The sequence below is a fragment of the Heliomicrobium sulfidophilum genome (genome assembly GCF_057715735.1).
This window is the reverse complement of the sequence record NZ_JBVTZZ010000004.1, coordinates 699100-711558: the sequence shown is the minus strand read 5'-3', so window position 1 is coordinate 711558 and position 12459 is coordinate 699100. Positions and strand designations below refer to the sequence as shown.

The window sequence follows — 12459 nt, the reverse complement described above, 5'->3', positions numbered from 1 at the left end:
TCGTTTCAGTCATCTCCTTTGTCTCCTATGCCAACGTTTTTTCGACGGAGACGGAGAAACGATTGGAAGAACTCAAGACAGATGTGGCGGAGAGAGTGAGAACGGACAGCGAGATCTTCCAGTTGGCAGAGGACAACCTAAAGGTTTTCGAAAAAGAGTTCATGCAACTGTACCGTTCCGATGCGCAGGTGACGAAAGAAGAGTTCTGGTCTTACTACTTTGTGGACGCCCAGGGCGCTACCCGGATGAAGCGGGAATACTTTGACGGCCTTTACGGAAAAGACGGGAATTACATATACGGCATATCCAGCTTCATCGGCAACAACCAAAGGGTGGATGATCCCGATTTTCAGCGTCGCCTGGTGCTGGCGAACCGCGTGCTGACCCGATTGGGGCCAGCCTGGGTCAATCGCTTCGCCAATGTGCACGTGGCCTTTCCCGAAAACGCCATCACGCTTTTCTACCCGGAAGAGCCCTGGGGCTTGAATGCCCGGGCTGACCTGCCCATGAACGAACTCGGCGTCATCGGCGCCGTGAGCAAACAGAAAAATCCCGAGCGGAGATCGATTTGGTCGGGACTGTATTTCGATGAGACGGCGAAAAAATGGATGATCACCTATATGGATCCCGTCGACTACGACGGACGCCACCTGATCACCCCGGGTCATGACCTCTATCTGACCGAACTGATGGATCGCCTGGTGGAAAGCTCCAATGACGGCACCTATAACTTCATCATCCGCAAAGACGGCTATCTCGTGGCCCACCCGAGCAATCCCAGCGATGCGCAGAAGTGGGTCGGACAACTGTCTCTCGATAAGATCGATATCCCTTCCGTCAAGGAGGCCTACCAACGGATCAGGGAAGAGATCAAAGACGAAACAGCGGAAGTCCGCATCATTCAGAATAAAACCCATGACAGTTACCTGGCTGTCGGGATGATCCAAGGACCGGAATGGTATTTCGTGCGGGTCCTGCCGGTAGCCAAGATCCGCGACGCCGCCCACCATGAGGCGAGAAGGGTCTTTGTCGAAGGGATGACGGTGCTCTTCACTGTACTCCTTGTCGTCTATTCGGTGATGCGCTACCAGGCGGAGAAGCCTTTGCAACAGTTGACCCATGCGGCCGAGGTGATCGGCAGCGGCGAATACGAGGAAGTGGCGGAAGGGCGGATCCCGCTGCCTGTTCAGTTGAACAATGAGATCGGACTGCTGTCCACGCGCTTTGTGGAGATGGCCGGCAGTATTAAAGACGCCAAAGAAAATCTGGAGCGGATTGTGGAAGAAAGGACACGGGCACTGGAAAAGGCGAATGCCGACCTGATGGAAATGAGTCTCCTCGACGGGTTGACCGGCATCCACAATCGCCGATCCTTCGATCGCAGCCTGGCCCACATATTCGCTGACGCCAAGCAGGGATTGGGCACCTTTTCGGTCATGATGCTCGACATCGACTATTTTAAAAGTTATAACGACAACTACGGCCATGCCGAAGGGGATGGGGCGCTCAAGGCCATCGCCGCTGCCATCAAGGGGAACATCCGGGAAGAGGACCGTTGTTTCCGCTACGGCGGGGAAGAGTTCGTGGTGATTTTCAACGACGCCAATGCAACGGCAGCGGAAGGGATCGCCAAGCGGATCGTCCAGTCGATCCATCGCTTAGCCATCGCCCACAGCGAGAGCCCCTATGGCGTCATCACCGTCAGCGGGGGCATCGCCGAGTACGACGACACCTACGCCAAACCGGAAGAGATCGTCAAAGCGGCCGATCAGAAGCTCTATATGGCGAAGGATGAGGGGAGAAACCGGATCGTCCTTTGACCGGGTCGCCCTTTGACCGGCCATCCTTTAACGGGAATACTGTTTGCCATCGGTAGGAAAGCCCGATAGAGCAACCCCCCCTATGACAGGATGAACGCTGTCATAGGGGGGGGTTGTTTTTACACCGCCTGCGGAAGACCGCCATCACGGAACTGGCTTTGATACAATTCAGCATAAAAACCGCCCTTGGTAAGCAACTCGGCATGGTTTCCCTGTTCGATGACCCGGCCATGATCCATGACCAGGATCAGATCAGCCTCCCGGATCGTCGACAGCCGGTGGGCGATGACGAAGCTGGTCCGGCCCTGCATCAACTGGCCCATCGCCTTTTGAATCAACGCCTCCGTGCGCGTATCGACGCTGCTGGTGGCTTCATCGAGGATCAGGATGGCCGGGTCGGCCAGGAGGGCGCGGGCGATCGTCAGCAACTGCTTTTGCCCCTGCGAGATGTTGGAGGCTTCCTCATTGAGCACCGTGTCATACCCGTCTGGCAAGGTGCGGATGAAGCGGTCGGCGTTGGCCGCTTTGGCGGCGCGGACGATCTCCTCTTCGGTGGCCCCTTCGCGGCCGTAGGCGATATTCTCCCGGATGGTCCCGTGAAAGAGCCAGGTGTCCTGCATCACCATGCCGAAGCAGCGTCGCAGATCGCTACGGCGGAACTGGCGGATATCGACGCCATCGACGGTGATCCGGCCGCCGTCGACCTCGTAAAAACGCATCAGCAGATTGATCAGTGTCGTCTTGCCGGCGCCGGTGGGGCCGACGATGGCTGCCATTTGGCCTGCTTTGACGTGGAAAGACAGATCTTCCATGAGGGGCTCGTCCGGCTTGTAGCGGAAAGAGACCTGTTCGAAGGCGACGTCGCCGCGGGGACGGAGCGCTTTCGCGCGGTTAACGGCCTTCTCTCCGCTCGCGACCTGACCGCCTGCAATGTGTTCGCTCACCGGAGTCGCCGGCGTGGCCCCTCCGGTCATCGCTGTGAGAACGGCGACACCATCGACTGACGCCGGCGAGCCGACGGCCTCTCCATCGGGAATCTCTTCCGCCTCATCCAGCAGGTCAAAGACCCGCTCCGCCGAGGCGATGGTCGACTGAATTATATTAGCGATGTTCGCCGTCTGGGTGATCGGATGGCCGAACTGCCGGGCGTACTGGATAAATGCCTGCACATCGCCGATCTCGATGGCTCGCTTCGTGACCAGGAGGCCGCCAGCGATGCAAACGAGGACATAACCCAGGTTGTTGATGAACATCATCAGAGGCATGATGATCCCGGAGATGAACTGGGCGCGCCACCCGGCGTCATAGAGCTGTTCATTGACGACGTTGAATTTGGCGATCGACGCCGCCTCCTGCCCGTAGGCTTTCACCACGGGATGGGCCGTGAACATCTCTTCGATATGGCCGTTCAATTGTCCCAGCGTCTTTTGCTGGTTGATAAAATGGGATTGGGAGCGCGAGGCGATGCCCTTGAGCACGAAGGCGCTCAATGGCAAGGTGATGAGCAGAATCAGCGTCATCCAGGGGCTGATGACAAGCATCATGACGATGACGCCGACGATCGTCACCACGTTGGTGATCAGTTGGGTCAGGCTCTGGCTCAAGGTGTTGCTGATGTTGTCCACGTCATTGACGGCGCGGCTCAGTGTCTCGCCGTGGGCGTTGCCGTCGAAATAGCGCAGGGGCAGGCGCGACAACTTCTCGTTCACGTCCTGCCGGAGCGCATAGACCGTCTTTTGCGCCACACCGGCCATGACATACTGCTGCACATAGCCGAAGAGGGAACTGAACCCGTAGAGCCCCGCCAGGATGAGCAAAATGTTCCCGATATAGGAAAAATCGATGGCGGCCCCGGGCGCTCCCTGGACCCTCGCCATCAACCCTTCGAACAACTTGGTCGTGGCGTTTCCCAACAGCTTGGGGCTGACGATGGAAAAGACGGTGCTCAACAGGGCGGTGACGAAGACGGTGAACAGAGAGAGCCGGTGGGGGCGCAGGTAGGCCGACAGCCGCCGCAGCGTCCCTTTCACGTCCTTGGCTTTTTGAACGGGCATCCCCATGGACGGTCCGCCGCCGGGGCTGAAGCCGGCGCGCGGCCCGCCCTTTGTGGTCTTGCTGTGATTGCTCATGCTGCTTCCTCCTCAGAGAGTTGGGAGGCGACGATTTCCCGGTACACCGCACAGGTTTGCATCAATTCGGCGTGGTTGCCGATGCCTGCGATGCGCCCCTGATCGAGGACGATGATCCGGGCGGCGTCCATGATGGTGGCGACCCGCTGCGCCACGAGCAGCACGATCGCGCCGGACGTCTCCGGTTTTAAAGCGGCGCGCAGGTTGGCGTCCGTCTTGAAGTCAAGGGCGGAAAAACTGTCGTCAAAGAGATAGATCGCCGGTTTTCGCGCCAGGGCGCGGGCGATGGAGAGGCGCTGCTTTTGTCCGCCTGACAGGTCGGCGCCGCCCTGGGCGACAGGGGAATCAAGACCGCCGGTCCTGTCGGCGATGAACTCGCCGGCCTGGGCGATCTCTAGCGCGCGCCGCACATCATTGTCAGTGGCGCTGGGGTTGCCGTAGCGGACGTTTTCGGCAATCGTACCGGAAAAGAGCAGCGCTTTTTGCGATACATAGCCGATCTTGGCGCGCAGGTCTGTCTGGGCCATCTGGCGCACATCGACACCGTCGATGAGGATGCTGCCGTTGTCGATGTCGTAGAAGCGGGGGATCAGGCTCAAGAGCGTCGATTTGCCGGCGCCGGTGCCGCCGATGATGGCCGTCAACTCGCCGACGCGGGCTGTGAAGGAGATGTCGGAGAGAACTGGCTCTTCCGCGCCGGGGTAGGCAAAGGTGACGTTGCAAAACTCCAGGGCGGAGACGCCTTCGCCTGCCGGGACCCGAGTGGGAGAGGGAACAGGCGCCGTTGTTCCCGGGGTAGGTCTTTCGGGACAGGCGGAAGGAGCAGATACCACTGGGGCGGTGAACGAAGGAGGGACGGTTACCGACGGAGGGGATGCTTCAGAGGCACGGACCTCTCCCGAGTGAGGAATTGCCGTTGGAACAGGATCGGTGATCGTGGAAAACGTATCAAAGACCTCGTTGATCCGGGCCGCCGACGCTGAGGCGCGGGGGATCATGACAAAGAGAAAGGCCGCCATCATCAGCGAGAACAGGATCTGCATGGCGTATTGGATAAATGCCATCAGGTCGCCGACCAGCAGATGGCCGCTTTCGATGCGCAGGCTGCCGAACCAGACGATGGCGATGATGGAGAGGTTCAATAAGAGCATCATCAGCGGCATCAAGGCGGCCATGATGCGGTTGACCCGGATCGCCGTATTCGTCAGGTCTTCGTTGGCTTCGGCAAAGCGCGCCTCTTGGTGGTCAACGCGGTTAAAAGCCCGGATCACTCGAATTCCCAGCAGGCTTTCCCGCAGCACCTGGTTCAATTTGTCCAGCTTGATCTGGATGGCTTTGTAAAGCGGCATCCCTTTGCGCGCCATGACGAAGATGGTCGCCGCCAGAACGGGGACGACAGCGGCGAAGACAAGCGACAGGCGGGCGTCGCGCGATACGGCCATGATGATGCCGCCCACACACATTAAGGGCGCGCTGATCATCATGCGCATCGTCACTGTCAACACCTGCTGCAATTGGTTGATGTCGTTCGTTGTCCGGGTGATCAGCGAAGCGGCGCCAAAGCGGTTGAATTCCTGGAGGGAAAAGTTTTCCACATGGGTGAAGAGGGCGCTCCGGAGATTCCGGCTGAAGCCGGTGGCCGCTTTGGCCGACAAGTAGCTCGCCGCGACGGAGCAGATCCCGCCGGCGGCAGCCACGATCAACATGACCCCGCCGAGCTTAAGGATGTAGAGGCTGTCGCCAGTCATGATGCCCCAGTTGACGATATCAGCCATCAATGTCGGCAGATACAACTCGGACAGGGCCTGCAAAAAGAGGAGAACCAAAATCAAGGCGACGGAAGCGCGGTAGGGTTGCAGAAACCGGTATAGTTTTAGCATGACTCATCGCCTCCCTTGGACGGGGGCTGGTGGGCCACCGAATCTTTGGTCGCAAAGTAGTGGAACACCTGATGCAGCAGATCGGCCAATTCAAGGCTCTTTGTTTCGCCCAGATGGTCCACGAGAGCGCTGAAGGCGCCCAGAAATTCAGCGGCCGCCGCCTTCGTGACCGTTTCGCCCTTGCTGGTCAGGCGGATCAGGACGGCCCGCCGGTCCGCCGGATCGACGGCCCGTTCCACCAGGCCGCCCGATTCCAAGTCCTTGATCAGTTGTGTCACTGTAGGAGGCGTGACCCGCAAAAGACTGCTGATCTCGGACGCCTTGATGCCGGGAGAATCGACACTTCCGCCTTTTTGGATACAGAACAAAAGCTTGATTTCGCTCGGCTTATAGCCCAGGACGCTCCGCTGATGCCACTCGAGCCGCTTAAACTGCATGAAAGCTTGCAGCAGTTTATGGGCCGTGCCGCGTTCACTCGCCATGTTGCCACCTCATCGTTTTTTATCAAGTAAAGGAAGCGGGAATCGACAGAGATAAACGGAAGTAAGATACTTTATTAACCTAACTAATTATATGTCCGAGGGTTACCGATGGTCAACCTTATAACGGCTGGCCTTGAAGGGAGACGATGGGAAAACGGGGGGGAGTGGGGAGAGCGGTGGGGGTTATCTCTTACAAGTCTGTAATGCAAAAAGGATTCAAGGAAGGGGCCGGCAAATATACAAGGTGGGCGGTGGTTTTGTCTGTCGAACCTTAGCTGTCTTCAAATCTTTATTATTTCGGAGGAGGAAGAAAGATTTTGAGAAAAAAAGCTGCAATTTTTTTCGCTTCCATGTTGCTGCTGGCTGGGCCGGTCTGCGCCGCGAGAGCCGATGAGGTCACCATCCGTGTCAATGGCGCGATTGTCGATTTCCCTGACGCTAAGCCCTACGTGAACGACGATGGCCGCACGATGGTGCCGGTGCGATTTGTCAGCGAACAACTGGGCGCATCAGTGAGATGGAATGATAGCGCTCAAATGGCGGAGATTCAATACCGAGGCAAGACCATCGCCATTCCGCTCGATCAGCCGGTCGCCTACATCAACGGCGTGAAGGCCGAACTGGATACGTCCGCCGTCCGGCGTGATGAGCGCGTGATGGTGCCGTTGCAATTGATCAGCGCCGTCTATGGCGCAAAAGTCGGCTGGAACGGCGAAAGCAGCACGGTGACGCTGCAAGCGATCTCCGAAAAGACCGTCATCGCCAAAAACAAGAAGTACTCAGCCGCTCCCCCCATGATCATCGATCCGGATCATACATACAGCGCCGTCGTCAGCACCAACTTAGGCGATTTCACTCTCCAACTCCGTTCCAACGATGCGCCCCGGACGGTGAACAACTTCGTATTCCTGGCGCGGGAAGGCTTCTATGACGGTATCCGTTTCCACCGGATCATGGGGGACTTCATGATTCAGACGGGCGATCCCCTGGGGAATGGCACGGGCGGCCCCGGTTATCAATTTGCCGACGAACTGCCGGTCAAGATTCCCTACGCCCCCGGTGTCGTCGCCATGGCCAACGCCGGCCCAGACACGAACGGCAGTCAGTTTTTCATCTGTACCGGTAACAGCGCCAAGAACCTGAACAACAATCCCAATTACACCATCTTTGGCGAAGTCACCGCAGGTATGGATGTGGTCCAGCGGATCGCCGCGACGCCGGTCGCCCGAGGGCATGGCAACGAGGTTAGCAGCCCCTTGCTCGATGTGGTGATCTACGGGGTGACGGTGGAAGAGAAGTAAGGAGTCTCATCTGGTCTTTGTTACAGCTATCTTGCCCTGGTTTATGTGGACGGACTCGACACGTTGAAATCGCCGACAACCATGGTAAAATGAGAAAGATATGTTCCGGCCCCGGCCCGCGTAAAGGGCGCTTCCCAGCGTCCCTTTTGTTTGGGCGACATAACAATTTGCGACAGAATCGAAGCGGAGATGAGCAGCATGTATGAACTGATGGCCGGCGTCTACGACCGGCTGATGGCCGATGTCAACTACGACGACTGGGTGGACTTCACCGAAGGCGTTTTTTCCCGGTGCGGGCTTCAACCGTCCACCGTCCTCGACCTGGCTTGCGGGACCGGCGCCATCACCGAGCGGTTGCTCAAACGGGGTTACCGCGTCGTTGGCGTCGACCTCTCGCCGGATATGTTGGCCGTCTGCGCTGACCGCCATGAGGAATACCTGGAGCGGGGCGAACTGCTGCTCCTCAACCAGGACATGCGGCGACTCGAATATCCCCGGCAGGTGGAGGCTATCGTCTGTTTTCTCGACGGCCTGAATTACCTGCCCTCTGCCGACGACTTAGCCCAGACGATGGAGCGCATCGCCCACGCGCTTGCGCCGGGCGGCGTCTTGGTGGCCGACCTGCACACGGAGCATAAGCTCTCGACGGTGCTCGGCAACGAAACTTTTACAGAGATCCGGGAAGATCTTGCCTACATCTGGTCAAATTACTATTCTTCAGCCACCCGCATGGTGGAGATGGACCTGCTCTTCTTCGTCTCACGTCCGGATGGCCTCTACGAACGCTTTGAGGAGAGCCATTACCAGGTGTGGTACACCCAAGAGGAGATCGAAAACGCCGTTGTCAACGCCGGCCTTGTCCTGGAAGGGTTCTACGGCGACCTATCCGGCAACGCCCCGGCGGCGACAAGCGAGCGCTTCTACCTCGTCGCGCGTAAAGCGCCCGAATCGCACAGTCGAAGTAGGGCTCGATGAAGGGCGAAGACGGCGAATCCATCTGAACCCGAAAAACAAAGATATCTGAACCAGAGCGTAAGGAGAGTCTTTTGTTGAGCGATCTGATCAAAGTCATCGAGGTCTTCCTGACCCAAATCGTCGCCTACCTCAACTCCTTCGGCTATGCCGGCGTCGTCATCGGCATGGCCATCGAGAGCGCCTGCATTCCCTTGCCGTCGGAGATCATCATGCCCATGGCCGGCTTCATGGCCTACCAGGGCTCGATCACCCTCTTCGGCGCCGCCATGGCCGGCACGGTGGGCAACGTCATCGGCTCATTAGCCGCCTACTACGCCGGGCGCGCTCTCGGCGAGGAGTTTCTCTTCAAATACTTCGGCTGGCTCATCTCGCGCAAGGAATTCAACATGGCCCAGCGCTGGTTTGACAAGTACGGCGACGCGGCCATCTTCATCAGCCGCCTGTTGCCGGTTATCCGCACCTTCATCTCCTTGCCGGCCGGCATCGCCAAGATGGACGTGAAAAAGTTCACCCTCTACACCTTCTTAGGCTCCTTCCCCTGGTGCTACGGCCTCGCCTACATCGGTTACGTCCTCGGCGAAAATTGGCAGTCCATCCGCAAGTACGGCCATGACATCGACATCGTCATCATCGCTGTCATCGGTCTCATCGGCGCTTTTTGGTTTTGGCACAAGTTCAAGGATTACCGGGAGGGCCGCTCCAAGATGAGCCGCAAAGACTGAATTCGCTAGGGCTGAAACGTTAGAAATCAATCGTTAGGACTGCGCCAAAGCGATTCATATCGATTAAATTGCATTTGCCGCGGGAAATGCTATAATAGGAAACATATGACCCCGATATGACGAACGGGTGACGAAAACGACGAAGAACGGGAGCAGTACACCGCCCATCTTCCACCAGAGACCTGCCGGCTGGTGCAAGGCAGGGGAGAGGCGGTCGAACCTCGCCCGGGAGTCGCAGGGCCGAAGGGAGACGCTGGCGCAGCGAAACCGCCAGCGGCGCGCAGGCGGATTGTATGGCTGTCCCAATTGGGCAGCCAGCCGATAGGAAGTCAGCCAGCCTCCTGTAAGCTCAGCCGGCGGCAGGACCGTTATCCTTGCGAGAGCGGCCGATTTCCGGCAGCGGACACCCATGCGCGAAGGTTGTTTTTTTGACGCAACCTCCCGCGAGCCAGTCTTCCCAGGCAAAGTGCCTGGAAGGCTTGAAAACATGGCGGCTCCCCCGGCGCGGCAACTTGGGTGGTAACGCGGAAAGAACCTTTTCGTCCCATGACGGGCGGGAAGGTTTTCTCATTTTCCAGAGAAATAGGGATTGATAAAAGAGATCGATATTCTTTTGGGAGGAATCCGTACTGATGCAAGAACGCTACGACTACCAGCAGATTGAGCAAAAATGGCAAAAGCACTGGGCAGACACGGACATGTTCCGCCTCCAGCAGGAGGAAGGCCGGCCCAAATACTACTGCCTGGAGATGTTCCCTTACCCCTCGGGCAACCTGCATATAGGCCATGTGCGCGTCTACTCCATCGGCGACGTCGTCGCCCGCTTCAAAACCATGCAAGGCTACAACGTGCTGCACCCCATGGGCTGGGACGCCTTCGGCCTGCCTGCCGAAAACGCCGCCATCAAGCACAAGGTTCCCCCCGCTGACTGGACCTGGAGCAACATCGCCAACATGCGCCGCCAGCTCCAGTCCATGGGCATCTCCTATGACTGGGATCGGGAAGTGGCCACCTGCCATCCCGACTACTACAAATGGACCCAGTGGCTCTTCTTGCAGCTCTACAAGGCCGGCCTGGCCTACAAGAAAAAGGCCAACGTCAACTGGTGCCCCGACTGCGCCACCGTCCTCGCCAACGAGCAGGTCGTCGACGGCCTCTGCGAGCGTTGCGACGCCACCGTCGAGAAAAAAGCCCTGGAGCAGTGGTTCTTCCGCATCACCGACTACGCCCAGCGCCTCCTGGACGACTTGAATAAACTGCCCGGCTGGCCCGACAAGGTCAAGACGATGCAGGAAAACTGGATCGGCCGCTCGGAAGGCGTCGAGGCTGACTTTGCCTTGGAAAACCCCGTCGGCGGCGTGGACAAACTGACCGTCTACACGACTCGCCAGGACACCATCTTCGGCGTCACCTACATGGTGCTGGCGCCGGAGCATCCCGCCGTGGAAGCCCTGGTCAGCGGCAACCCCCGCGAAGCAGAGCTGCGCGCCTTCATCAAAAATGTCCTCAGCCAGAGCGAGATGGACCGCACGGCGAACGACACGGAAAAAGAGGGCCTCTTCACCGGCCACTACTGCATCAACCCGCTCACCGGCGACAAGGTAGCCGTCTACCTGGCCAACTACGTCCTCGTCGATTACGGCACCGGCGCCGTCATGGGCGTGCCGGCCCACGACCAGCGCGACTTTGAGTTCGCCACCAAATACAACATCCCCATGAAAGTGGTCATCCAGCCTGAGGGCCTGCCCGACCTGGACGTGGAGGAGATGGACCATGCCTATGAAGAGGAAGGCCGCCTCGTCAACTCGGGCGAGTTCGACGGCCTGATCAACACGCAAGCCCTCGACGTCATCGCCGACAAACTGGAGCGGGAAGGCAAGGGCGTCCGCAAGGTCAACTACCGCCTGCGCGACTGGCTCATCTCGCGCCAGCGCTACTGGGGCGCGCCCATCCCCGTCATCTACTGCGAAAAGTGCGGCGAAGTGGCCGTCCCCGACGAACAACTCCCGGTCATGCTGCCCACTGACGTGGAGTTCACCCCTTCCGGCGAATCGCCCCTGACCACCCGGCCCGACTTCTATGAGTGCGCCTGCCCGCAGTGCGGCGGCAAAGGCCGGCGCGAGACGGACACGATGGACACCTTCGTCTGCTCCAGTTGGTACTTCCTGCGCTACTGCACGCCGAAGGACAAAGACCACGCCTTCTTACAAGAGGACGTGGACTACTGGATGAACGTGGACCAGTACATCGGCGGCGTTGAACACGCCATCCTGCACCTCATGTACGCCCGCTTCTTCACCAAAGTCCTCTACGACCTGAAGCTGGTGAAGGTGGAAGAGCCCTTTGAAAACCTGCTCACCCAGGGCATGGTCCTCATGGGCGGCTCCAAGATGTCCAAATCGAAAGGCAACACGGTCAGCCCCGAAGAGATCATCGCCAAATATGGCGCCGACACGGCCCGCCTCTTCATCCTCTTCGCCGCCCCGCCCGAGCGCGACCTCGAGTGGAGCGACCGTGGCGTCGAAGGCGCCCACCGCTTCCTGCACCGCGTCTGGCGGCTCGTCCACGCCTACAGCGAGCAAATCGCCGGCGTGCCGGGGACGTTGGTGGGGAGCGACCTATCCAGCCTGAACAGCGATGACCGCGAACTCGTCCGGGTGGCCCACTATACCGTGAAAAAACTGACCGAAGACATCGGCCAGCGCTTTAACTTCAACACGGCCGTCTCAGCGATCATGGAGATGGTCAACCACCTCTACCAGTACAAAGACAAGGTTCCCGCTGAACAGCAGAACATCCCCCTCGTCAAAGACGCCCTGGCCCGCCTCGTCCTCGTCCTGGCCCCCTTCGCCCCGCATATCTGCGAAGAACTGTGGCAGGTCATCGGCGGCGGTGAATCGGTCTACAAACAACCCTGGCCCAACTATGACGAACAAGCCCTCGTCCGGGACGAAGTGGAAGTGGTCGTCCAGATCAACGGCAAGGTCCGTGAAAAGCTGCAAGTGGCTAATGGCTTGGACGGCGACGCGCTGAAGGCGAAGGCGCTGGAGACAGAGAAGGTGCAGGCGCTGATCGCTGGGAAGACTGTGGTGAAGGTGATTACGGTACCGAATAAACTGGTGAATATTGTGGTGAAGTAATATGCAAAGC

Annotated in this window: 8 protein-coding genes; 5 read left to right on the top strand and 3 right to left on the bottom strand. The window is 58.7% G+C overall.

Annotation, left to right across the window (positions count from 1 at the left end; all coding sequences use genetic code 11):
• Positions 1 to 62 precede the first annotated feature (62 nt).
• Positions 63 to 1820 (top strand): GGDEF domain-containing protein, encoded by a 1758-nt coding sequence (locus tag AC0CW1_RS05090; RefSeq protein ID WP_488181965.1) that lies wholly within the window; start codon positions 63 to 65, stop codon positions 1818 to 1820.
• Positions 1821 to 1939: 119 nt separating this feature from the next.
• On the opposite strand, the gene AC0CW1_RS05085 is transcribed toward AC0CW1_RS05090, so the two are convergent.
• Genes AC0CW1_RS05085 through AC0CW1_RS05075 form a run of 3 tightly spaced genes read right to left on the bottom strand, consistent with a single transcriptional unit; the run spans position 1940 to position 6311 of the window.
• Positions 1940 to 3949: an ABC transporter ATP-binding protein gene (locus AC0CW1_RS05085; protein WP_488181964.1), complete on the bottom strand. Its 2010-nt coding sequence runs from the start codon at positions 3947 to 3949 to the stop codon at positions 1940 to 1942.
• On the bottom strand, positions 3946 to 5829 hold the full coding sequence (locus AC0CW1_RS05080) for an ABC transporter ATP-binding protein (protein WP_488181963.1): 1884 nt from the start codon (positions 5827 to 5829) through the stop codon (positions 3946 to 3948). The genes AC0CW1_RS05085 and AC0CW1_RS05080 overlap by 4 nt, the downstream gene beginning before the upstream one ends.
• Positions 5823 to 6311: a MarR family winged helix-turn-helix transcriptional regulator gene (locus AC0CW1_RS05075; RefSeq protein ID WP_488181962.1), complete on the bottom strand. Its 489-nt coding sequence runs from the start codon at positions 6309 to 6311 to the stop codon at positions 5823 to 5825. Before AC0CW1_RS05075 ends, AC0CW1_RS05080 begins: the two co-directional genes overlap by 7 nt.
• A gap of 317 nt (positions 6312 to 6628) precedes the next feature.
• Between AC0CW1_RS05075 and AC0CW1_RS05070 the strand changes: the two genes are divergently transcribed.
• The 4 genes from AC0CW1_RS05070 (at position 6629) to leuS (ending at position 12449) form a co-directional block, all read left to right on the top strand.
• Positions 6629 to 7612 carry a peptidylprolyl isomerase gene (locus AC0CW1_RS05070; protein ID WP_488181961.1) on the top strand — a complete coding sequence of 328 codons (984 nt, stop codon included), beginning with the start codon at positions 6629 to 6631 and terminating at the stop codon, positions 7610 to 7612.
• 198 nt (positions 7613 to 7810) lie between these two features.
• The gene (locus tag AC0CW1_RS05065; RefSeq protein WP_488181960.1) at positions 7811 to 8587 is read left to right on the top strand and encodes a class I SAM-dependent DNA methyltransferase; all 777 of its coding nucleotides are present in this window, start codon (positions 7811 to 7813) and stop codon (positions 8585 to 8587) included.
• Between the two features lie 74 nt (positions 8588 to 8661).
• Positions 8662 to 9309, top strand: coding sequence for a DedA family protein (locus AC0CW1_RS05060; protein WP_488181959.1), 648 nt, complete (start codon positions 8662 to 8664; stop codon positions 9307 to 9309).
• A 632-nt stretch (positions 9310 to 9941) separates the two neighbouring features.
• The gene (gene leuS / locus AC0CW1_RS05055; RefSeq protein WP_488181958.1) at positions 9942 to 12449 is read left to right on the top strand and encodes a leucine--tRNA ligase; all 2508 of its coding nucleotides are present in this window, start codon (positions 9942 to 9944) and stop codon (positions 12447 to 12449) included.
• Positions 12450 to 12459: the final 10 nt, after the last annotated feature.

Excerpts from the sequence above, each read along its gene's own strand:
- AC0CW1_RS05085 (WP_488181964.1), bottom strand. The coding sequence starts at position 3,949 with ATGAGCAATCACAGCAAGACCACAAAGGGCGGGCCGCGCGCCGGCTTC.
- leuS (WP_488181958.1), top strand. The coding sequence starts at position 9,942 with ATGCAAGAACGCTACGACTACCAGCAGATTGAGCAAAAATGGCAAAAG.
- AC0CW1_RS05075 (WP_488181962.1), bottom strand. The coding sequence starts at position 6,311 with ATGGCGAGTGAACGCGGCACGGCCCATAAACTGCTGCAAGCTTTCATG.
- AC0CW1_RS05080 (WP_488181963.1), bottom strand. The coding sequence starts at position 5,829 with ATGCTAAAACTATACCGGTTTCTGCAACCCTACCGCGCTTCCGTCGCC.
- AC0CW1_RS05065 (WP_488181960.1), top strand. The coding sequence starts at position 7,811 with ATGTATGAACTGATGGCCGGCGTCTACGACCGGCTGATGGCCGATGTC.